Origin of the sequence: Terracoccus sp. 273MFTsu3.1 (assembly GCF_000383675.1) — a bacterium.
In the GTDB taxonomy this organism is placed as follows: domain Bacteria; phylum Actinomycetota; class Actinomycetes; order Actinomycetales; family Dermatophilaceae; genus Terrabacter.
The window spans coordinates 494,680-515,820 of record NZ_KB911822.1 but is presented as its reverse complement, the minus strand read 5'-3'; the positions used below and the strand labels follow the sequence as shown (position 1 = coordinate 515,820).

General features: G+C 70.0%; 16 protein-coding genes and 1 tRNA gene. 6 read left to right on the top strand and 11 right to left on the bottom strand.

Going from position 1 to position 21,141, the window contains the following annotated elements; genetic code table 11:
- Window positions 1-2 precede the first annotated feature (2 nt).
- Window positions 3-1,568 carry a Re/Si-specific NAD(P)(+) transhydrogenase subunit alpha gene (locus tag H283_RS0112710; RefSeq protein ID WP_020143904.1) on the bottom strand — a complete coding sequence of 522 codons (1,566 nt, stop codon included), beginning with the start codon at window positions 1,566-1,568 and terminating at the stop codon, window positions 3-5.
- Window positions 1,569-1,755: 187 nt separating this feature from the next.
- Window positions 1,756-2,664 carry a helix-turn-helix domain-containing protein gene (locus tag H283_RS0112705; protein ID WP_231372275.1) on the bottom strand — a complete coding sequence of 303 codons (909 nt, stop codon included), beginning with the start codon at window positions 2,662-2,664 and terminating at the stop codon, window positions 1,756-1,758.
- A gap of 348 nt (window positions 2,665-3,012) precedes the next feature.
- Between H283_RS0112705 and H283_RS0112700 the strand changes: the two genes are divergently transcribed.
- From H283_RS0112700 to xylB, 6 genes are all read left to right on the top strand, one after another.
- On the top strand, window positions 3,013-4,377 hold the full coding sequence (locus H283_RS0112700) for an ABC transporter substrate-binding protein (protein ID WP_020143902.1): 1,365 nt from the start codon (window positions 3,013-3,015) through the stop codon (window positions 4,375-4,377).
- Window positions 4,378-4,488: 111 nt separating this feature from the next.
- Window positions 4,489-5,442, top strand: a complete 954-nt coding sequence (locus H283_RS0112695) for a carbohydrate ABC transporter permease (RefSeq protein WP_020143901.1) — start codon at window positions 4,489-4,491, stop codon at window positions 5,440-5,442.
- Window positions 5,439-6,281: a carbohydrate ABC transporter permease gene (locus H283_RS0112690; RefSeq protein WP_020143900.1), complete on the top strand. Its 843-nt coding sequence runs from the start codon at window positions 5,439-5,441 to the stop codon at window positions 6,279-6,281. The genes H283_RS0112695 and H283_RS0112690 overlap by 4 nt, the downstream gene beginning before the upstream one ends.
- Window positions 6,278-7,063: an SDR family oxidoreductase gene (locus H283_RS0112685; RefSeq protein ID WP_020143899.1), complete on the top strand. Its 786-nt coding sequence runs from the start codon at window positions 6,278-6,280 to the stop codon at window positions 7,061-7,063. The genes H283_RS0112690 and H283_RS0112685 overlap by 4 nt, the downstream gene beginning before the upstream one ends.
- Window positions 7,064-7,164: 101 nt before the next feature.
- Window positions 7,165-8,691, top strand: coding sequence for a mannitol dehydrogenase family protein (locus H283_RS0112680; RefSeq protein WP_051103638.1), 1,527 nt, complete (start codon window positions 7,165-7,167; stop codon window positions 8,689-8,691).
- On the top strand, window positions 8,664-10,109 hold the full coding sequence (xylB, locus tag H283_RS0112675) for a xylulokinase (protein ID WP_020143897.1): 1,446 nt from the start codon (window positions 8,664-8,666) through the stop codon (window positions 10,107-10,109). Before H283_RS0112680 ends, xylB begins: the two co-directional genes overlap by 28 nt.
- Before the next feature lie 120 nt (window positions 10,110-10,229).
- Here the strand turns inward: xylB and H283_RS0112670 are convergent, their stop codons facing one another.
- From H283_RS0112670 to H283_RS0112630, 9 genes are all read right to left on the bottom strand, one after another.
- A complete protein-coding gene (locus H283_RS0112670) occupies window positions 10,230-10,613 on the bottom strand; it encodes an SHOCT domain-containing protein (RefSeq protein ID WP_020143896.1) in 384 nt (127 codons plus the stop codon).
- 109 nt (window positions 10,614-10,722) lie between these two features.
- The gene (locus tag H283_RS0112665) at window positions 10,723-11,433 is read right to left on the bottom strand and encodes a flavodoxin family protein (RefSeq protein ID WP_020143895.1); all 711 of its coding nucleotides are present in this window, start codon (window positions 11,431-11,433) and stop codon (window positions 10,723-10,725) included.
- 111 nt (window positions 11,434-11,544) lie between these two features.
- Entirely contained in the window at window positions 11,545-12,402 is an 858-nt protein-coding gene (locus H283_RS0112660) for a DUF4328 domain-containing protein (RefSeq protein WP_156023152.1), read from the bottom strand.
- Window positions 12,403-12,522: 120 nt separating this feature from the next.
- Complete coding sequence (gene argS / locus H283_RS0112655; RefSeq protein WP_020143893.1) at window positions 12,523-14,283, bottom strand: arginine--tRNA ligase; 1,761 nt, start codon at window positions 14,281-14,283, stop codon at window positions 12,523-12,525.
- Between the two features lie 194 nt (window positions 14,284-14,477).
- Window positions 14,478-16,352: a hypothetical protein gene (locus H283_RS26705; RefSeq protein WP_020143892.1), complete on the bottom strand. Its 1,875-nt coding sequence runs from the start codon at window positions 16,350-16,352 to the stop codon at window positions 14,478-14,480.
- A 268-nt stretch (window positions 16,353-16,620) separates the two neighbouring features.
- Window positions 16,621-18,264, bottom strand: coding sequence for an AMP-binding protein (locus tag H283_RS0112645; RefSeq protein ID WP_020143891.1), 1,644 nt, complete (start codon window positions 18,262-18,264; stop codon window positions 16,621-16,623).
- Between the two features lie 133 nt (window positions 18,265-18,397).
- Window positions 18,398-19,246, bottom strand: coding sequence for an alpha/beta fold hydrolase (locus tag H283_RS0112640; protein ID WP_020143890.1), 849 nt, complete (start codon window positions 19,244-19,246; stop codon window positions 18,398-18,400).
- A 3-nt stretch (window positions 19,247-19,249) separates the two neighbouring features.
- On the bottom strand, window positions 19,250-20,908 hold the full coding sequence (locus tag H283_RS25035) for an MFS transporter (RefSeq protein WP_255324760.1): 1,659 nt from the start codon (window positions 20,906-20,908) through the stop codon (window positions 19,250-19,252).
- A 146-nt stretch (window positions 20,909-21,054) separates the two neighbouring features.
- Window positions 21,055-21,127 (bottom strand) — tRNA-Arg (locus H283_RS0112630).
- Between the last annotated feature and the right edge of the window lie 14 nt (window positions 21,128-21,141).

Here is a 21,141-nt window from a genome sequence, read left to right as displayed (position 1 = left end):
GGTCAGCCCTTCCGGAACATCGTCAGCATGCGGCGGGTCACGGTGAAGCCACCGAAGATGTTGATGCTGGCCAGGAGCGCGGCGACGAAGCCGAGCACCATGATGACGACACCCTTCGTGCCGCCCACCGACCCGGCCGAGCCGAGCTGGAGCAGCGCGCCGACGACGATGATGCCGCTGATCGCGTTGGTGACCGACATCAGGGGCGTGTGCAGCGCGTGGTGGACGTTGCCGATGACGTAGTAGCCGATGACGACGGCGAGCGCGAAGACCGTGAAGTGCCCGAGGAAGCTCGGCGGCGACACGGCCGCGATGGCCGCGAAGACGACGGCGCCGATCGCCATCCCCGCATACCTGCGCCGCGGGTCCTTCGGTGGCTCAGGCTCTTTCACGACCTTCGTGCCGGCTGCCGTCTGCGCGACCGGGGCCGCGCTGACCTGGATGGCGGGCGGCGGCCAGAGCAGCTCGCCGTCGCGGGCCACCGTCATGTTGCGCTGCACGACGTCGTCGAAGTCGAGGACGAGCTGACCGTCCTTGCCGGGCGTCAGGAGCTTCATGAGGTTGACGAGGTTCGTGCCGTAGAGCTGCGACGCCTGCGTGGGCAGACGGGCCGCGAGGTCGGTGTAGCCGATGATCGTCACGCCGTTGTCGGTGACGACCATCTCGTCGGCGACCGCGCCCTCGACGTTGCCGCCGTTGGCCGCCGCCATGTCGACGATGACCGAGCCGGGCTTCATCGAGGCCACCATCTCGCCGGTGATGAGCCGCGGCGCGGGACGTCCCGGGATGAGCGCCGTCGTGACGATGATGTCCACGTCGGGCGCCTGGGCGGCATACAGCTCGGCGGCCCTCCGGTTGTACTCCTCGCCCATCTCCTTGGCGTAGCCGTCGCTCGACGCGGCTGCGGCATCCACCTCGGGCATCTGGACGGCGAGGAAGTCCGCGCCCATCGACTCGACCTGCTCGGCCACCTCGGCTCGGGCGTCGGTCGCGCGGACGATCGCCCCGAGCGAGCGTGCCGTGCCGATCGCGGCGAGGCCCGCCACACCGGCCCCTGCGACGAGCACCTTGGCGGGGGGCACCTTGCCGGCGGCCGTGACCTGCCCGGTGAAGAACGAGCCGAACTCGTGGGCGGCCTCGACCACGGCCCGGTAGCCGGCGATGTTGGCCATCGACGACAGGACGTCGAGGGACTGTGCCCTGCTGATGCGCGGCACGGCATCCATCGCCATCGCGGTGACGCCCGCGGCGCGCAGCTTCTCGACGAGGTCGGGGGTGATGGCCGGCGCCAGGAGCGACACGAGGACGGTGCCCGGTCGAAGCCGCGCGATCTCGTCGTCGGAGGGTGCGTTGACCTTGTGTACGATCGGCGAGCCCCACGCCTCCTCAGCCGTGACCACACGAGCGCCGGCGACGGCATACGCCTCGTCGGAGAAGCTCGCCCGCTCCCCCGCCCCGCTCTCGACGGCGACGTCGTAACCGAGTCCGACGAGCTGCTCGACGGTCTTGGGCGTCGCGGCGACACGTGTCTCGCGGGCACGGGTCTCACGGGGGACACCGATCTGCACGCTGGGCTCCTTCGCGCGGGAGGGCTGTGGGCACTGGTTCACGAACCTAGAGCACGACGCACGGGTAGCGGCAGGTCTGCCGGGCACGTCACACAAAAGACACGCGACCGGACCCGACCGTCTCTGATGGTGGGCAGACCGGGCGTCGGAGCGGCGGCCTCGGCGACCTCGGCGTCACCCCGGAGGGTCAGTTCGAAGGCGCCCGACGACCGAGGCTGAACACCTCGGGCGGCGGCTTTTGGTCCGACTCGAGCCGTCGGTAGGCGCTCGGCGTCGTCCCGACCTCGGCGAGGAACTGCCGGTTGAAGTTGGCCATGTTGTGGTAGCCGCTCATCTCGGCGACCTGGGCCACGGAGTGGTCGGTCGTGTCGAGCAGGCGTCGGGAGTAGGCGATCCGCAGCTTCTTGACCATGCTCGAGAAGGTCATGCCGGTCGCGCTCTTGAAGTACTTCGAGAACGTCGGCTCCGACATGTACGCGAGACGTGCGGCCGTCGACAGCCGGATGTCTCCGGTGAGGTTGTCGGAGATGTAGCTGAGCCCAGCCTCGCCCGCGTCGCGCGACGCCGCGTCGGTCGGACGGCCCATCCACTCGCTCGCCACGAGGTCGTACTCCTCGGGCGGGGCGTGCGCGAAGAGCGCGAGGAGCTTGAAGAGGTGGCCGAGCTGCTCGACGCCCTGACTGTGCACGCAGGCGAGGATCGTCTCGGCAGCCCGCCAGGCCGTGGCACCGGAGAAGACGATGCCGCGGGTCGAGCGCTGGAGCACCTCCGTCACCTCGGCCAGCTCCGGCAGGTGCTCCATCGCCGCATGGATCCACTCGTCGCTGAACTGGATGACCGCGTCGCGGTCGACGGCCACCTGGCCCTCGGCGAGGTCGCTGACCCAGTCGTGCGGCAGGTTCGGGCCGATCAGGCTGACGTGACCCGGGGCGAAGGTGCCGATGTGGTCGCCGGCGATGAAGCTGCCCCGCGTCTTGGTGATGAGGTGGATCTCGTACTCGGGATGGAAGCCCCAGCCGCAGATCTCGCTCGGGAAGTCGTGCGTCAGCACCCGCGCCGACGCCTGGGGGTGGTGCGGGATGTACTCCCGGCGCACGGGCTGACCCAGCAGGGGGCCCGGCGGTACGGAACGCAGCGCGTCACCCTCGGTCGTGCGGGAGCCACCGCCGGAAGACTGGCCGGATCGATACGAAATCTTCGTCTCCTTCGCCGCGGTGGACGGCATCGTCGCCGTCCCGTGCGGGGCTGTGACCGGTATGTCGCCCACAACGCCCACCCCTGCGAAAAATCGTATCAATGACAGGGGGCTCATGGTGCTTGTTGTGCCGACTCGCCCGTCATTACCGTTCCGGCAAGTTCCCGTCAAGAACGAAGCGGAGATCGCCGCAGGGCCAGGTGGAACCGGGCCGACGGAAACGAGGAATGCCTACCAAAGGAGTTAGGAATGCTTGCGAACAAGCGCATGCTCGCGCTGGGGACGGGCGCGGTGGCGGTCGCCATGACGGTGGCTGCCTGTTCGTCCGGGGCAGTGCAGTCCGGCAACGGGTCCACGGGCGCCGCCGGGGGCGCCGTCACCCTCAAGGTGGCCACCGTGAACAACGGCCAGATGAAGGACATGGAGAAGCTCAAGTCCGAGTACGAGAAGGCGAACCCCGGCGTCACCGTCAACTTCCAGGTCATGGAGGAAGGCGACCTCCGCGCAGCCGTGACGGCAGACGTCGCGAGCGGCGCCGGCCAGTACGACATCGTCACCATCGGCGCCTACGAGACGCCCCAGTGGGGCGCGAACGGGTGGCTCGTGGACCTCACCCCGGAGCTCCAGGCCGACGCGTCGTACGACGTGGCCGACCTGCTCCCGCCGGTCCGCGACGTCAACACCTTCGACAACAAGCTCTTCGCCGTCCCGTTCTACGGGGAGTCCTCGATCCTCATGTACAACAAGGAGGTCATGGACAAGGCCGGGGTCACGATCCCGCAGAACCCCTCGTGGCAGCAGGTCGCGGACGCGGCCAAGAAGGTCAACACCGCCGACATGGCCGGGATCTGCATGCGCGGCAAGCCGGGCTGGGGAGACCTCTTCGCCCCGCTGACCACCGTCGTGCAGACCTTCGGGGGCAACTGGTACGACAGCAGCTGGAAGGCCACCGTCGACACCCCGGAGTGGAAGCAGGCGGTCAGCTTCTACAAGACGATGCTCGACCAGTCCGGTGAGAAGGACCCTGTCTCCTACAGCTTCAACGAGTGCCTCACGGCCCTCAAGGAGGGCAAGGCCGCGATGTGGGCCGACGCCTCCGTCGCAGCCTCGATGCTCGAGGCGGCCGACTCGCCCGTCAAGGGCAAGATGGGCTACGCGCACATGCCGGTCGACAAGACCAAGGAGTCCGGCTGGCTCTGGAGCTGGAACCTCGCGATCCCGACGTCGACCAAGCAGAAGGACGCGGCGGTCAAGTTCGTCAAGTGGGCCACGAGCAAGGACTACATCAAGCTCGTCGGCACGAAGATCGGCTGGTCCAACGTCCCGCCGGGCTCGCGGACCTCGACGTACGACATCCCCGAGTACAAGGACGCCGCCAAGGCGTACGCGCCCATCACGCTCGACGTCATGAGCTCGGTCAACCCGAAGCAGCCGGGCATCAACCCGCAGGGCTGGGTCGGCATCCAGTACGTCTCGATCCCCGAGTTCCAGGACGTCGGCAACCAGTGCGCCCAGCTCGTCGCGGACTACCTGGCCGACCGCGGCACGATCGACGACGCGCTCAGCAAGTGCCAGTCGATCGCCCAGGCGGCGGGCGACAAGCACAAGAAGTGACCCCCTGTTGACGAACAGGTGACACGTGGTGCCGGGTCCGGCACGCCCCGGGCCCGGCACCACACCTCCTCCAACCCCGCAGTCGCACGAGCCGCACAAGGGAGTGCCGACATGACGACGACCACCACCACCTCGCAACCCTCCGAGCTCGAGGACGTCCGGGCCAGCACCGCGACCGACAAGCGGCGCGTCCAGCGGACGGAGCTCTGGCGCAACCGGGGACTGCTCCTCCCGGCCGTCATCTTCCTCATCCTGCTGACGCAGATCCCGTTCCTGACGACCATCGGGTTCTCACTGACGAAGTGGAACCTGCTCTATCCCAACGACCGTGCGTTCGCCGGGTTCGACAACTACACGAGCGCACTGACCTCCGGCGACCTGTGGCCCTCGATCCGCGCCACGGTGCTCATCACGGCCTTCTCGGTCACCCTGGCGGTCCTCTTCGGCCTGCTCTTCGCCGTCCTGCTCGACCGCCCGTTCCGCGGGCGCGCGCTGGCCCGGACCCTGATGATCACGCCCTTCCTCATCATGCCGGCGGCCGCCTCGCTCATCTGGAAGTACTCGATGTTCGACACGAACATCGGGATGCTCAACTGGGTCTTCCGGTCCCTGCACCTGCCGGTCGTGGCGTGGAGCACGGAGCACCCGATGGCCACGGTGGTCATCGTGCTGACGTGGCAGTTCACGCCGTTCATGATGCTCATCCTGCTGGCCGGTCTCCAGGGCCAGGACAAGGGCATCCTCGAGGCCGCCCAGGTCGACGGGGCCGGCACGTGGCGGACCTTCACCTGGATCACGCTGCCCCACCTACGGATGTACATCGAGATCGGGGTGCTCCTCGGCTCGGTCATCATCCTGCAGGTCTTCGACCCGATCGCGATCCTCACCAAGGGGACCGGCGGCACGAAGACTCTCGCCTACCTCCTCTACGAGCGGGCCTTCATCGGGCTCGACGTCGGGCAGGCAGCGGCATACGGCGTCGTGACCGTCGTCCTCACGATCATCGTCGCGACCATCGCTCTCAAGAGCGTCTTCAAGGTCTTCATGGCAGGAGGAAGCCGATGAACGGCTCAGGCAGCACCACGAGGTCGAGGCAGTCGGCCCGAGGAGCCCTCACGACGCTCGTCACGTGGGTCCTCGTGCTCGTCTTCTTCTTCCCGGTCTTCTGGATGGTCCTCAACGGGTTCAAGCCGGAGTCGCTCGCGTCGTCCGTCAACCCGACGTTCATCTTCAAGCCCGTCACGGAGGGCTACCAGCTCGCGATGGACCGCGGGATGGCCGGCTACCTCCAGAACTCGCTGACCGCCGCCGTCATCGCGACGATCATCTCGGTGGCGCTCGCGATCCCCGCCGCCTACGCCCTGTCGATCCGGCGGGTCAAGAACGTCGAGAACTCGCTCTCGTTCTTCATCTCGACCAGGTTCATGCCGCTCGCCGCGATCGTGCTGCCGCTCTTCATGATCTTCAAGACCGTCGGGCTGCTCGACAACATCTACATGCTCGCCATCGTCTACGGCGCCATGAACCTGCCCGTCACGGTGTGGATGATGCGCTCGTTCTTCCTCGAGGTGCCCTACGAGATCATCGAGGCGGCACGGGTGGACGGGGCCGGCATGTTCCGTGAGATCGTGCGGATCGTCCTCCCACTCGTCCTGCCGGGGGTCGCAGCCGCAGCGCTCATCAGCTTCATCTTCGCCTGGAACGAGTACTTCCTCGCCCTGCTGCTGACGAGCTCGGCCGCCCGCACGACGCCGCCCTTCCTCGGCAGCTTCGTCGATGGTCGAGGACAGTTCCTCGCCGTCCTGTCCGCCGCAGCGACGATCGCGGCCCTCCCCGTCATCATCGCCGGCTGGGCGGCACAGAAGCAGCTCGTCCGCGGCCTGTCGATGGGGGCGATCAAGTGACCGGCACCACCTCCGCGCCAGGTCCCGCCGCCCTCCGCGCCGTCGACCGTGGACGGAGCCTCGAGGACTCGGTCGTCGTGGTCACCGGTGCCGGCGGTGGCATCGGTGGCGCGACTGCCCGGCTCGTCCTCGAGGCAGGCGGTCGCGTCGTCGCCGGTGACCTCCGGCCCGACGCCCTCGGCTCGCTCCGGGGCGCCTGGGGCGAGGACCGGCTGGCCGTCGGCCTCGGCGACGTCCGGGACGAGAGCACCGCGGACGCGCTCGTCGCCGCGGGAGTCGCCGCCTTCGGCCGGGTCGACTCCGTCGTCGCCAACGCCGCCGTCGGCTTCTACGGCGGGATCCTCGACTACTCGGCCGACGAGGTCGCGCTCATGGTCGACGTCAACGTCAAGGGCACCGTGTGGCTGGCGCGGGCGGCCGTCCGCCAGTTCCGCGCCCAGGGCGGCGGTGGCGACATCGTCATCATCGGCTCGGTCGCCGGTCTCCTCATCGGAGGCGGCAAGGAGGCGGTCTACTCCGCGACAAAGGCTGCGCAGATCAACCTCGGCTATGCCCTCGACCGCGAGCTGCGCTCCGAGGGGATCCGCACGACGACCATCGCTCCGGCCGGCGTCAACACACCCTTCGCCGCCGCCGACGGACGCTTCGGCGACCGGGACCCGTCCGAGGGCGACTTCATGGAACCGGAGGACATCGCCCAGGCCGTCGCCTACACCCTGCGCCAGCCACGACGGATGCGCACCGAGCTGTGGACGATGTGGAGCCTGTCCGAGACGCACTGACGACCGTCAGCCGCGCGTCGATGACGACCGGCTCACCCGTGTCCGGCCGCCCCGCCGCCCACGCCTCCGACATCCCTTTCCTCCGAGAGGACCAGACGACCATGACCACCACGCCCGCCCCCTCGCCCCCGCGACCCACGGCCCTGGCGCGCGCCACGCTCGACGCACTCCCGGCCGCGGTGGACCGACCCAGGTACGACCGGGCGGCTGTCACCGCGAGCATCGTGCACTTCGGCGTCGGCGGTTTCCACCGCGCCCACCAGGCGATGTACGTCGACCGGCTGATGGAGCAGGGCGTCCCCGGCGCTCTGGAGTGGGGCATCTGTGGCGTCGGGGCCCTCCCCCAGGACCGACGCATCGTCGACACCCTGACGGCGCAGGACGGCCTCTACACCCTCGTCGTCAAGCATCCCGACGGCCACCGCGAGCCGCGCGTCGTCGGGAGCATCGTCGAGCTCGTCTTCGCGCCGGACGACCCGCAAGCCGTCGTCGACCGGCTGGCCCACCCCCGGACGCGGATCGTGTCGCTGACGATCACCGAGGGTGGCTACCTCGTCAACCAGGTCACGGGCGAGTTCGATGCCGCCGACCCGGCGATCCGGGCCGATCTCGAGGAGGGCGCCGTCCCGCGCACCGTCTTCGGCTACGTCGTCGCAGGGCTCGCGGCTCGCCGCGACGCGGGGCAGGAGCCCTTCACCGTCATGTCGTGCGACAACCTGCCGGGGAACGGTGACGTCGCGCGGACGATGATGACGGCCTACGCCCGCCTCAAGGACCCCGCGCTCGCGGACTGGATGGACGAGCACGTCTCCTTCCCCAACGGCATGGTCGACCGCATCACCCCCGTCACGGTGTCGGAGGACATCGACCGCCTCGTCGAGGAGTTCGGTGTCGAGGACGGGTGGCCGGTCGTGTGCGAGCCGTTCACCCAGTGGGTCCTCGAGGACCACTTCACCCAGGGGCGCCCTCCCCTCGAAGAGGCCGGCGTGCAGCTCGTCGAGGACGTCGTGCCCTACGAGCTGATGAAGCTGCGACTGCTCAACGCGAGTCACCAGGCGCTCTGCTACCTCGGCTACCTGTCCGGCTACCGCTACGCCCACGAGGTCTGCCAGGACCCCCTCTTCGTCGACTTCCTGCTCGGCTACATGGAGCACGAGGGCAGTCCGACGCTCCCCGACGTGCCGGGGGTCGACCTCGACGCGTACCGCCACGAGCTCATCACGCGCTTCGCCAACCCGGAGGTGCGTGACACGCTGGCGCGGCTCTGCGCCGAGAGCTCGGACCGCATCCCGAAGTGGCTCGTCCCCGTGATCCGGCGCAACCTCGAGACGGGCGGGGAGATCGACCGTTCAGCCCTCGTCGTCGCCTCGTGGGCCCGCTACGCGGAGGGCGTCGACGAGCAGGGTGAGCCGATCGAGGTCGTCGACCGCGTCAAAGACCGGGTCATGGCCGCAGCCGCGCAGCAGGGCACCGACCCGCTCGCCTTCCTCCGCGACCGGGACCTCTTCGGCGACCTCGTCGACGACCAGCGGTTCACCTCGGTGTTCACGCGAGCCCTGTCGGCCTTGCACACCAAAGGCGCTCGGGAGACCCTGCAGTCATGGACCGGGCGGAGCAGCACGACGTGACCGATGGACGCACCCTCGTGGCGGGGGTCGACAGCTCGACCCAGTCGACGAAGATCGTCGTCTGCGACGCCGAGACGGGGCAGGTAGTGCGCGCGGCCCGGGCCCCGCACCCCGACGGCACCGAGGTGCACCCCGACCGGTGGTGGGAGGCCTTCGAGCAGGCCTGCGGTGACGGCGTCCTCGACGGCGTGGCCGCCATCGCCGTCGGCGGCCAGCAGCACGGCATGGTGGCGCTCGACGAGGACGACACGGTCGTGCGGGACGCCCTGCTGTGGAACGACACCCGCAGCGCGGGGGCAGCCCGTGACCTCACGTCCGAGCTCGGCGGCGTCAGTGCGTGGGTCGACGCCGTCGGCCTGGTCCCTGTCGCGAGCTTCACGGTCACGAAGCTGAGATGGCTCGCCGAGCACGAGCCCGACCTCGCCGAGCGAGTGGCCCGGGTGGTCCTCCCCCACGACTGGCTCACCGGCCGGATCCTGCAACAGGGCAACGGTTTCGAGCGCTGGAGCACGGACCGCGGCGACGCGTCCGGCACCGGCTACTGGTCGGCCGCCGACGGCGACTACCGGCTCGACCTGCTCGACCGGGCCTTCGGCCGGACCCTCGAGGTCCCCGAGGTGCTGTCCCCCGCCCAGGCTGCCGGCCACACGGCCGAGGGCCTGCTCGTCGCCGCCGGCACGGGCGACAACATGGGTGCCGCCCTCGGCCTGACGCTCCACCCCGGCGACGTCGTCGTCTCGCTCGGGACGAGCGGCACGGTCTTCACGCCGCACGGCTCCGCGATCCGCGACGAGACCGGCGCCATCGCCGGATTCGCCGATGCGACCGGTCACCATCTCCCGCTCATGTGCACCCTCAACGCGGCCCGCGTGCTCACCGCCGCCGCCTCGATGCTCGGCGTGGACCTCGCGGAGCTCGACCGCCTTGCGCTGCAGGCCGTCCCGGGTGCGGGTGGCCTGACCCTCCTGCCCTACCTCGACGGCGAGCGGACCCCTGACCTTCCCGAGGCGACCGGCACGCTGAGCGGGCTCACCCGCACGAACGCGACGCCCGAGAACCTCGCCAGGGCCGCGGTCGAGGGAATGCTGTGCAACCTCGTCGCGGGGGTCGACGCCCTCCGTGACCACGACGTCGAGGTCGGACGCATCCTGCTCATCGGCGGAGCGGCCGCCTCACGCGCGGTCCGCCAGATCGCGCAGGGCCTGTTCCGCGCCCCGGTCGTCGTGCCGGCACCGGCCGAGTACGTCGGCGTCGGCGCCGCACGCCAGGCCGCGTGGGCCCTTTCGGGAGAAGCGGACCCACCGACGTGGGCGCTCGCGATCGACTCGGAGTATGCCGTCCAGCCGAGTGACGAGCAGGCGCACGCCGACGTCGTGGCGCGCTACCAGGACCTCGTGTCCCGCACGCACGGAGTCTGAGCCCAAACGCCTCGGGGCGCGTGCGGCATACGCCCTCGTGCCCCCGGGGGCTCGGTGGGTATCCGAGCCTCCGGAAGGTCGTCCACGCCGAGTGTCGTGACGGGACGGCGAACCCGCCTGTCAGGCGAGCGCCTTCGCCTTGAGCGCGGCGAACTCATCGGCGGAGATGGTGCCGGAGTCGAGCAGCTCCTTCGCCTTGGCGATCTGCTCCGGTGCCGAGGTGCTCGAGGCCCCCGCGACGGCTCGGACGTACTCCTCCTGCGCCTGGCGCGCCTCCGCGTTCTTCTGCGCCGCACGCTCGTTCATGCCGCGCCCACGCACGATGAGGTAGACGATCGCCGTGATGAAGGTGAAGAAGACGAGGCACACGACCCAGAGCGCCTTCATCCCGCCGGAGACCTGGGGGTCGCGGAACAGGTCGGCGACGATCGAGAACAGCACCATGAGGTAGGACGCGAACGCGAAGAAGATGATGATGAACCAGACGATGTCCCAGAACGACATGGGGCGACCTTTCTCGGAGGGCAGCACCGGAGCGGTGGTCACCCCATGGTCGAGACCGGCCGCGACCCTCGGCATCATCCACACGGGGTGACTGCGGGCCCCGGAACGCTCAGCGGTACTCCGGGTTGTGCCAGCCGAAGTGCTCGCCGGCGTTCCAGGCCGACCGCTGGTTGCCGTGTGCCGGCACGCCCCCCGCGTCGTGGAGCATCCTCGCGAGGTGCATGAGGTTCCACGTCATGAACGTCGTGTTGCGGTTGGTGAAGTCGTTCTCGGGGCCACCGCTGCCGGGGTCGAGATAGCTCGGTCCCGGACCGGCCTCGCCGATCCAGCCGGCGTCGGCGTTGGGCGGGATCGTGTAGCCGACGTGCTGGAGGCTGTAGAGCACGTTCTGCGCGCAGTGCTTGATGCCATCCTCGTTGCCGGTGATGAGGCAACCGGCGACCCTGCCGTAGAAGAGGTACTGCCCCTTGTCGTTGAGCATCCCGCTGAGGGAGTAGATCCGCTCGATGAAGCGCTTCGTGACGCTCGAGTTGTCACCGAGCCAGATGGGGCCGGCGACGACGAGGATCTGGCTGTCGAGGATGCCGGGGTAGAGGTCGGGCCACGCGTCGCTCTCCCAGCCGTGCTCGCGCATGTCGGGGTAGACGCCCGTGGCGACGTCGTGGTCGACGAGGCGGATCTCGTCGACGGTGACCCCGTGCTCGCGCATGATGGCGGCGCTCGCGTCGACGAGCCCCTGTGTGTGGCTCGTCTCGGGGCTCTTCTTCAGCGTGCAGTTGACGTAGGTGGCCTTGAGCCCGGTGAAGTCCCAGTCGGTCATGGATCCGACTGTCCTCCGTCGCAACCCGCCGTCGCAATGGCCGGGATGTGACGAGGTGCTGACGTCCTTGCGGACGTCAGCACCTCGTCGACCACGTCACCGGGCGTCGGGTCAGCGACGGGTGAAGCCCATGACCTTGCGGATCAGGAGGATGGCGACGACGCCGCCGGCGGCGCCGAAGACGCCGCTCAGGGCTTCGTAGGTCAGACCCGTCTGGAGCGAGGAGACGAGGGTGTCGAGCGAGTCGGGCTGCTCGATGCCGCGCTGGGCGGCGCGCCCGAGCATGGCGAGGACGAGGTTGACACCGAGCACGACCCAGAAGGCGATGACGAGCGGCGGGGTCGTCGAGGGGCGGTCGTGGCGGGTGCGCGGGTTCGCGTGCTCGGTGCCCCAGAGGAGGTCGCGCAGGGCCAGCGGGCCGAGGACGACGTTGGCGAACGGGATGAACCAGCCACCGATCGCGAGTCCGGTGCCGCGGGTGTAGAGGGCGTGGTCGGATCGGTCCGAGGTCCAGACGCGGTGGAGCCACACGAGCATGACGATGCCGGCCAGCCCGGCGAGGGCGAGGATCGGCAGGTAGAGGGCGTCTGCGCTCTCGGCCTCGCTGACGACGGCGTCGAAGTCCCCGTCGCTGAGCAGCCCCTTGATCCGGACGTCGAACCAGGCGAGGTAGAGGTTGGCGAGGGCTGCGACGGTGAAGAGGGCCTGCGCGATGATGGCGAGCACGGCCGTGGACTGCTTCCACGGACGCACCTTGACCGTCTTGGAGTTGGCGGTCAGGCCCGGCTCGCCCGTCGGCGCGGGATGGGCCGGTCCGCTCGGCGCGGGCAGGTGGCCCTGCGGCACGAGCGGGACCGGTGGCGCCGCAGCCGGTGCCGCCGCGGCCGATGCCGCCGCGGCCGGTGCCGTGGGTTCGTGAGGTGCCGCGGCCGGAGCCGGGGGTTCGTGAGGTGCAGCGGGTTGGGTCATGAGTGTTCTCCCCTGTCGATGAAATTGCGCGCCCGAAACCTACAGCAGCAGGCACGCCGACAGGAGCGAACGCAGGAGCGACCCGCCGCGAGGCGGGCCGACACCGGCCCGCCTCCGCGGTCACATCTGTTCGGGCGACTCCAGTCCGAGCAGGTCGAGACCGGTCGTCATGACGCGGAAGACGAGGGCGCACAACGTCAGTCGCGACTCCTTGACCTCGTCGAGCTCGGCCTTGAGCACCGGACAGTTCTCGTAGAACGCCGAGAACGCCTGCGCCAGCTCGAAGAGGTACCCGGCGAGCCGGTGCGGCTCGTACGTGTCACCGACCTCGGCGACGACGTCACCGAAGCCGAGCAGGTGCATCGCGAGGGCGCGCTCGTGCTGCTCGCCGAGCAGGATCGGCGCGTGCTGGGCGGCCGGGTCGAGCCCGATCTGGCGGAAGATCGACCGGACGCGGGCGACGACGTACTGGAGGTACGGACCGGTGTTGCCGGTGAGCGCGACCATCCGGTCGAGGTCGAAGACGTACTCGCTGTCGTGCGCGACGGACAGGTCGGCGTACTTCACCGCGCCGATGCCGATCTGCCGGGCGATGGTGGCGCGCACGGTCTCGTCGAGGTCGGGCCGCGTGCCGTCGATGACGGTCCGGGCCTTCTCGACGGCCTCGTCGAGCAGGGCCATGAGCCGCAACGGCTTGCCGGAGCGGGTCTTGAGGATCTTGCGGTCGTCGCCGAGCACGTTGCCGATCTGGACGTGGACGGGCACGACGTCGTCGGGCAGCCAACCGGCCTTGCGCGCGGTGTCCCACACCATGTTGAGGTGCAGGGCCTGCGGGGCGCCGATGACGTAGAGCACCCGGTGCGCCTTGAGGTCCTCGACGCGGTGCTTGATCGTCGCCAGGTCGGTCGTGCCGTAGTTGTAGCCGCCGTCGCTCTTGCGGATGATGAGCGGCACCGGCTTGCCCTCGCGGCCGGTGTAGCCGTCGAGGAACACGCACAGGGCGCCGTCCGAGAGGGTCGCGATGCCCTTGGCCTCGAGCTCGGCGCAGAGGTCGGCGAGCACCTCGTTGTAGGTGGACTCGCCGGCCAGGTCGTCGTCGGTGAGCGTGATGCCGAGCGTGGAGTAGATCTTGTTGAAGTAGATCTTCGAGAGGTCGACGAGCTCACGCCAGAGAGCGAGGGTCTCGGGGTCGCCGGCCTGGAGCTTGACGACCCGGGTGCGGGCCCGCACGTTGAAGTCGCCCTCGCTGCCGGCCGGCTCGGCCTTCTCGGCGCGGTCGAACTTGACCCGGGCCGCCTGGTAGAAGGCGTTGGGGTCGGTGACGAGCAGGTCGGCCTCCTCGGAGTCCCGACCGACGTCGAGCAGGTGCTCGATGAGCATGCCGAAGGGCGTGCCCCAGTCACCGATGTGGTTCTGCCGGATGACGTGGTGGCCGAGGTGCTCGAGCGTGCGCGCCAGTGAGTCGCCGACGACGGTCGTGCGCAGGTGCCCGACGTGCATCTCCTTGGCGACGTTCGGCGCGGAGTAGTCGATCGGGATGTTCTGCGTCGGCTGCAGCGCGACACCACCCCGCTCGTCGGCCTCGACGTCCTGCAGCAGGCCGGCGATCCACGAGCTCGAGAAGGTGAGGTTGATGAACCCGGGGCCGCTCACCTCGACGGAGTCGCACACGCCGTCGAGGTCGAGGGCGTCGACGATCCTGGCCGCGACCTCACGCGGCGGCATCCCGACCTTCTTGGCCAGGGCGAGCGCGGCGTTGACCTGCACGTCGGCGAACTGCGACGGGCGCAGCACCGGGTCGGCCTCGCGGAAGTCGTCACCGAGGGCGGCGGCGATCGCGGACTGGACCTTGGGCGTGAGCGCGACGAGCGGGGAAACCATGCCGGCAAGTCTATTTGCGCCGAGCGGGTGCCCGCGCCACCGTTTCGGGCCCGCCCCACCGACGGCGTATGCCGTGTCGCGCGCACCCCGCCCGAGCGCGGACCCAGCGGGGTCGGGCCACGGAGAACCGCCCGGGCACGGGCGTGGCCGCGTGCACACCGTTGTGCACGCGGCCACTGTCCGTCAGGGAGCGGTCACTCCCCGTCGCGGTGGAAGCCCGCGCGTCGGGCCGCCTCCTCGCTGTAGAACCACACGTCCGGCTCGACGTCGTCGTAGCCGGCGTCGTCGGGGCCGATGAAGGTCGTGCCGTCGCGCCGGCCCTTGATGGCGTGACCGAGCGGCTGCGCCCCGTCCGCGATGGGTGCGGCCGAACCGAGGCCGAACCCGCCGTCGGCGACCTCGTCGAACCCGGAGATGCGGCGGCCGGCAGCGGAGTCGCCCTGCGCCGGCTGCTCGCTCGTCTGCTCGCTCGTCTGCTCGCTCGTCTGCTCGTCCGACGGCTCGTCCGACGCCTCGTCCGACTCCTGCGCCGAGTCGGTGGAGTCGGTGGAGTCGCTGGGCGTCCCGGTGTTCGCGGGCTCGGCGAGCCCGTCGTCCTCGTCGCTCTCGTGCGAGTGCGGCGCCATGTCCACGTCGAGCCCGGCGTCCGCAGCGTCGTCGTCGGTGCCCTCGTCGAGACCGCGCTCGCCCGGGGTGGTCGCCCAGGGCTGGCCGCGGTGGTCGCCGGGGTCGTCGGTCGGGGTGCCACCGTCGGTCACGACGTCGTCGCGCTCGTCCAGGGCTGGGATCGCGACCTCGTGCGGCTCCTCGGCATCGGCCACAGGAGGCGTGAAGTGCTCGTCCGTGGAGTCAGTGGGGCCGGTGGCGTCGGACTGCGTGTCGCTCACGGTCGTGGACCTTTCGTCTGAGGGCTGCTCCGTCGCAGTCGCTGTACCCGCTGAGTCCTCCGTCGACGCGATCGAGGCGTCCTCGGCCCCGATCGATGCCGTGCCGGAGACGTCGTCGTCACGGTCGTCGTCACGGTCGCCGTCACGCTCGTGGCTCGCTGCGGCCGCCCCCACGGCGGCGGCACCGGCGTCAGCGCCGTCATCGGCACCCGCGTCCGCATCCGTCGCGGACCACGAGTGGCCGCCCGTCTCCTCCGCAGCGTCAGCACCCGCGTCGGCACCACCATCGGCACCCGCGTCCGCATCCGTCGCGGACCACGAGTGGCCGCCCGTCTCCTCCGCGGCGTCAGCGCCCGCGTCGGCACCACCATCGGCACCCGCGTCAGCATCCGTCGGGGACCACGTGTGACCGCTCGTCTCCTCCGCGGCGTCAGCACCGGCGTCAGCACCACCATCGGCACCCGCGTCGGCGTCGGTCGACGACGCTGCGGCCGTCGCTCCGCCGGTGACCTCGGGCTCGTCCGTGGCGTAGGAGGACTGCTCCTCGTCGGCGCGCAGGTCTGCGTCGCTCGCGAGGTCCGTGCCCCGGCTGGCCGGCTGGTCGTCCGTGGTGGACGCGCTGGGAGCGAAGGGGTTCTCGGCGTCCGCGAGGTCGGCCTCGTCGTCGTCGTGAGCGAAGGCCGCGGCCCCCACCCCTGCCGCACCGGCAGCACCCGCACCGGCGGCGAGCCCGGCACCGCGCGGCGGCTCCTGACCCGGCAGGCGGTTCCCGGCGTCGTCGACGCGGTAGCCCTCGTCGTCGGTGGCGACGTCGGGGTCGACCCGGTCGGCCTCACGCTCCAGACCCGCGTGCTCGACGCGCGCGGACTCGGCGCTGGCGCGGTGCGCCGCGGCCTGCTCCTCGAGTCGCCGCGCTTCCGCGGCGACTCGCTCGGCCTCCGCGGCCTTGCGTTCGGCCTCGGCGCGGGCATCGGCAGCCATCGCGGCCGTCACCGACGCGCGGTCCTCGGTGTCCTGCACCTCGGGCAGCCGCTCCTCGACCTTGGCTCGCAGCTCGCCGGCCTCGAAGCGGCGCGCCTCGACCTCGCGACGCCGCCCTGCCGAGACGAACAACCAGATGATCACTGCAATGACGACGATCGCCACCACGATCCACAGAATCGTCTTGCCTGTGTCGGACATGCCATCCCCTTACGGATTACGGGCCCTCACGACCACTTCCCCCGAAACCTACTGCGCTGGGGGACCTCTGCGGCACCCAGCGCGCCGCCGTCGTCGTGCACTTACCCCGAACCGTGGGCACGACCGCCCGGTTCGCACCCTGACGAGCGTGCGTATGCCGTCCGGCCGGCCGGACGGCATACGCCATCGGTGCCCCGGGCGCAGCCCGGCACGCTGCTCGTCGCCGAATCCCGTTGCTCCGCGGTCCCACTCGGGTCCGCTCGGGACGTCAGCCGAGTCCGAGCTTCTTCGCCGTGGTCTCGCGCATCTCGACCTTGCGGATCTTGCCCGTCACGGTCATCGGGAACTCGTCGACGATCTCGACGTAGCGCGGGATCTTGTAGTGCGCGAGCTGACCGGTGCAGAACTCGCGCAGCGACTCGGCGGTCAGCGGGGTGGCGCCCTCCTTCATCCGCACCCAGGCGCACAGCTCCTCCCCGTACTTCTCGTCGGGGACGCCGATCACCTGCGCGTCGAGGATGTCGGGGTGCGTGTAGAGGAACTCCTCGATCTCGCGCGGGTAGACGTTCTCGCCACCGCGGATGACCATGTCCTTGATGCGGCCGGTGATCTCGACGTAGCCGTCCTCGTGCATGACGCCGATGTCACCGGTGTGCATCCAGCCGTCCTCGATGGCCTCCGCCGTCTTGTCGGGCTGCTCCCAGTAGCCGAGCATCACCGAGTAGCCCTTCGTCATGAACTCGCCCGCCTTCCCCCGAGGCAGCGTCTCGCCCGTCACCGGGTCGACGATCTTGATCTCGAGGTGCGGGCCGACCCGGCCGACGGTGCCGACCTTCTGCTCGAACGTGTCGTTCGTGCGGTTCTGCGTCGACACCGGAGACGTCTCCGTCATGCCGTAGCAGATCGTCATCTCCTCGATGCCGGCCGCGATGAGCTTCTTCATCAGCTCTGCGGGACAAGGGGATCCAGCCATGATGCCGGTCCGCACGGTCGACAGGTCGTACGACGCGAAGTCGGGCAGGTTCCACTCGGCGATGAACATCGTCGGCACGCCGTAGAGAGAGGTGACCTTCTCGTCCTGGGTGGCTCGGAGGGTCAGCGCGGGGTCGAAGCCGGGTGCCGGGATCACCATGCACGCGCCGTGGGTCGTGCACGCGAGGTTGCCCATGACCATGCCGAAGCAGTGGTAGAAGGGCACGGGGATGCAGACGCGGTCGGCCTCGGTGTAGTCGCACAGCTCGCCGACGAAGTAGCCGTTGTTGAGGATGTTGCGGTGGCTCAGCGTCGCGCCCTTGGGGAATCCCGTCGTGCCCGAGGTGTACTGGATGTTGATCGGGTCGGTGTTGGAGAGCCCCGCCTGGACCCGGGCGAGCTCCTCGGGGGCTACGTCGTCGGCGCGCGCGACGAGCTCGTCCCAGTCCGACGTCCCGATGTAGACGACCCGCTCGAGGCCGTCGACCTCCTCGCGCACCTCGTCGACCATCTGTCGGTAGCTGCTCGACTTGAACGACTCCGCCGTGACGAGCGTCGAGATGCCAGCCTGGCCCAGGACGTACTGCAGCTCGTGGGCGCGGTACGCCGGGTTGATGTTGACGAGGATGGCGCCGATCTTGGCCGTCGCGTACTGCACCAGCGTCCACTCGGAGCAGTTCGGCGCCCAGATGCCGACTCGGTCGCCGGTGCCGACGCCGACAGCGAGCAGCGCGCGCGCCAGCCGGTCCACGTCGGCCCGCAGCTCGGCATACGTCCACCGACGGCCCTGGGCCACGTCGACGAGGGCTTCCCGCTCGCCGAACCGCTCGACCGTGGCGTCGAAGTTGTCGCCGATCGTCGTCTCGAGCAGCGGAGTGTCGGTCTCACCGCGGGTGTGCGAGAGGTTCGGGTCGAGCGTGACGGGCGGTGCGGCGGTCATCGGTGGCCTCCCGGCGTGCGGCGGTGGACGGTCTCACCACACCCAACCCCGGCACGACCGGACGCACAAGGGAAAGCCCGCGAGGTGGAGCGAACTCACATGGTGCGCCGGATGGACGCGCCCGTCAGCGACCTCAGGCGTCGGCCACCGGAGGCGCATGCACGCCCCGGTGGATCTCGTAGGCGCGGGCGTCACCGGGCGAGTCCGGGTCGTCCCGGATCGGTCGGTTCGACATGAAGAGCCGCGTGACGTTGGCCAGCTCGCCGGGGTGGCTGAAGTTGATGGCGTGCGCGGCGCCGTGGATGACGACGAGGATCACGTGGCTGTCGGTCTGCCCGGCGACCTCCTTGATCCGCGGTGGCGCGGGCATGAGCGGGTCGGCGCTCCCGACGACGACGAGCGTCGGGATGTCGAGCGCGAGGAGACGGTCGAGCGCCGGGTAGCGGGTCAGGGCCCGGAACATCCGCACGGTGCTCGGCACCCCGAACCTCAGGTAGTCGGGCACGGCCACCGGGATGAGGCCGAACGGCTCGCGTATGCCGTCCCGTGCGAGCTGCTGCACGGCTCGGCGCAGTGGCTGGTTGTGGAGACCGCCCGCCGGTGCCACGAGCACCGCCCGGTCCAGGCGCTCCGGGTAGAGGTGCGCGAACTCGCAGATGACCGCGCAGCCCATCGAGTTGCCGACGAGCGTCACCTGCTCGACGCCCCGGTCGTCGAGGAAGGCCGCGGCCGCATGGGCGAGCTCGGGCACGTCGAGCGGCTCGCGCGGCCGACCGCTGCGACCGAAACCGGGCAGGTCCGGCACGAGCGTGCGGAACTCTCCCGCGAGCCGCTCGGCGGTCGGCAGCAGGTAGCGACCGGAGAGGCCGAAGCCGTGCAGGTGCATCATCGGGGCGGCGCCCGGTGGCCCGGGTGACTCGCGGTAGAAGACCCTGACGCCGTCGATCACCGTCCATCGCTCGGCGAGCGACTGCGCGGCCACGGGTCAGGCCTCCCCGAGCAGGGGCTCGGGGTCGAGCTCCTCGGCCTCGTCGTCGGCCGGTCCGTCGTCGGCCGGTCCGTCGTCACCCGGAGCCCGGCGCGGGATCCTCCCGGTGAAGAAGAGAGCACCGGCCGTCAGCAGGGCGGTCACCCCGAAGGCCTCCTGGAGGGCTTCGAGTCGAGCGCTGGCGTTGACCTCGAGGATCGCGGCGGTCTGCGTCTCGTCGACCCCGGCCTGCTGGAGGGCCTCGGTCAGCTGCTTGTCCGAGATGAAGGGCACCCCGCTGGCGAGCTGGGTCGTCGCCTGCGCCTTGACCTCGGTCGGGACGTCGGGGTTCGTCTGGACGCCGGCGATGACCGACGTCGTCAGGGTCGCGAGCAGCACCGACCCCACGAGGGCCGTGCCGAGAGAGGCGCCGAGGTTCGTCGCGGTGTTCTGCAGGCCGCCGACCTCCGCACTCTCCGAGTCGGGCACCGACGACACGGTCACGCTGCCGAGCTGCGACGACAGGGCACCGAGACCCAGACCGATGAGGAGCATCGGGATCGCGACGACGGCGGCGTTGGCGCCGGGGTCCATGCCCGCGACGAGCACGAGGACGCCGGCGAGCACCGACAGGAGGCCGAGGCGCACGACGCGGCGGGGGTTGGCCCTGGGCCACGCCTTGGGTATGCCTCCCGCCGAGACGAGGAGCGCGAAGGAGAGCGGCAGGATGCGCAGACCGGTCTGGAGGGAGTCGAGCTCGAGGACCACCGACAGGAAGAGCGGCACGGCGAAGAAGACGCCCGCCTGGACGATGTACTGCGAGAAGAACATGGTCAGGCCGCCGACGAGGCCGCGGTTGCGCAGCAGCACGGGTCGCAGCAGGGGTTCCGACCCGATCCGCACCAGGTGGTTCTCCCACCTCATGAAGCTAAAGACGACGAGCATCCCGAGCACGATGAGCCAGATCGACGGCGAGGTCCCCAGCACCACGGGGGCGCCGGGCTTGGCCGCGACCCAGCCCCAGTCGCTCGTGCGCAGCACGCCGTAGACGATCGAGCCCAGACCGACCACCGACAGCAGCGACCCGACGTAGTCGATCTTCGCCGGCGCCGGTGGCACGTCGGCCATCTTGCGCAGGAAGACGAGGATGACGAGGACGATGACGACCTCACCCGCGAACACGTAGCGCCACGACGCGAAGGTCGTCACGGCACCGCCGATGAGCGGGCCCGCGGCGACCGCCATGGCGCCGGCCGCGGCCACCAGACCGTAGGCAGCGGCCCGTCGTTCAGCGGGGAAGTTCGCGGCGACCAACGCCACGATCGCGGGCATGATGAGCGAGGCGCCCAACCCCTCGAGCAGCGACCACCCGAAGAGCAGGACGGGCAGGTTCGGCGCGAGCGCCGTCGTCAGCGACCCGGCCGCATAGATGACGAGGCCGATGCCGAACGCGCGACGCCGGCCGATGATCGTGCCGATCTTGCCGCCTGTGATCATCATCGTGGCCATGACGAGCGTGTAGAGCGTGATGGCGGTCTGGATGCCGCTGATCGTCGTGCCGAGGTCGCTCGCGACGACGGCCATGGAGACGTTCATGACCGAGCTGTCCAGGGTCATGACGAACTGCCCGACGCCAACAGGGCGAGAACCATGCCGGCACCGGTTCGGGCGGGGGATGTCGTCACCGGACCAGAGTCCGCCCCCCACACGCGTGGCCGCGTCACCCCCACAGGATGAACGCGGGCCAGCGGGTCGCCCCCGGAGAGCACGACGCCCCGGCCGGGAGACCCGGCCGGGGCGTGGTGTTCTGTCTCAACACAGAGTGCACCCGAAGGGATTCGAACCCCTAACCTTCTGATCCGTAGTCAGATGCTCTATCCGTTGAGCTACGGGTGCGTCGTTCCGTCACT

Coding starts and splice junctions, on each gene's coding strand:
- argS (WP_020143893.1), bottom strand. CDS start 14,283: ATGGTTTCCCCGCTCGTCGCGCTCACGCCCAAGGTCCAGTCCGCGATC.
- H283_RS0112665 (WP_020143895.1), bottom strand. CDS start 11,433: ATGACCGACTGGGACTTCACCGGGCTCAAGGCCACCTACGTCAACTGC.
- H283_RS0112690 (WP_020143900.1), top strand. CDS start 5,439: ATGAACGGCTCAGGCAGCACCACGAGGTCGAGGCAGTCGGCCCGAGGA.
- H283_RS0112660 (WP_156023152.1), bottom strand. CDS start 12,402: ATGACCCAACCCGCTGCACCTCACGAACCCCCGGCTCCGGCCGCGGCA.
- H283_RS26705 (WP_020143892.1), bottom strand. CDS start 16,352: ATGTCCGACACAGGCAAGACGATTCTGTGGATCGTGGTGGCGATCGTC.
- xylB (WP_020143897.1), top strand. CDS start 8,664: ATGGACCGGGCGGAGCAGCACGACGTGACCGATGGACGCACCCTCGTG.
- H283_RS0112700 (WP_020143902.1), top strand. CDS start 3,013: ATGCTTGCGAACAAGCGCATGCTCGCGCTGGGGACGGGCGCGGTGGCG.
- H283_RS0112645 (WP_020143891.1), bottom strand. CDS start 18,264: ATGACCGCCGCACCGCCCGTCACGCTCGACCCGAACCTCTCGCACACC.
- H283_RS0112670 (WP_020143896.1), bottom strand. CDS start 10,613: ATGTCGTTCTGGGACATCGTCTGGTTCATCATCATCTTCTTCGCGTTC.
- H283_RS0112680 (WP_051103638.1), top strand. CDS start 7,165: ATGACCACCACGCCCGCCCCCTCGCCCCCGCGACCCACGGCCCTGGCG.
- H283_RS0112695 (WP_020143901.1), top strand. CDS start 4,489: ATGACGACGACCACCACCACCTCGCAACCCTCCGAGCTCGAGGACGTC.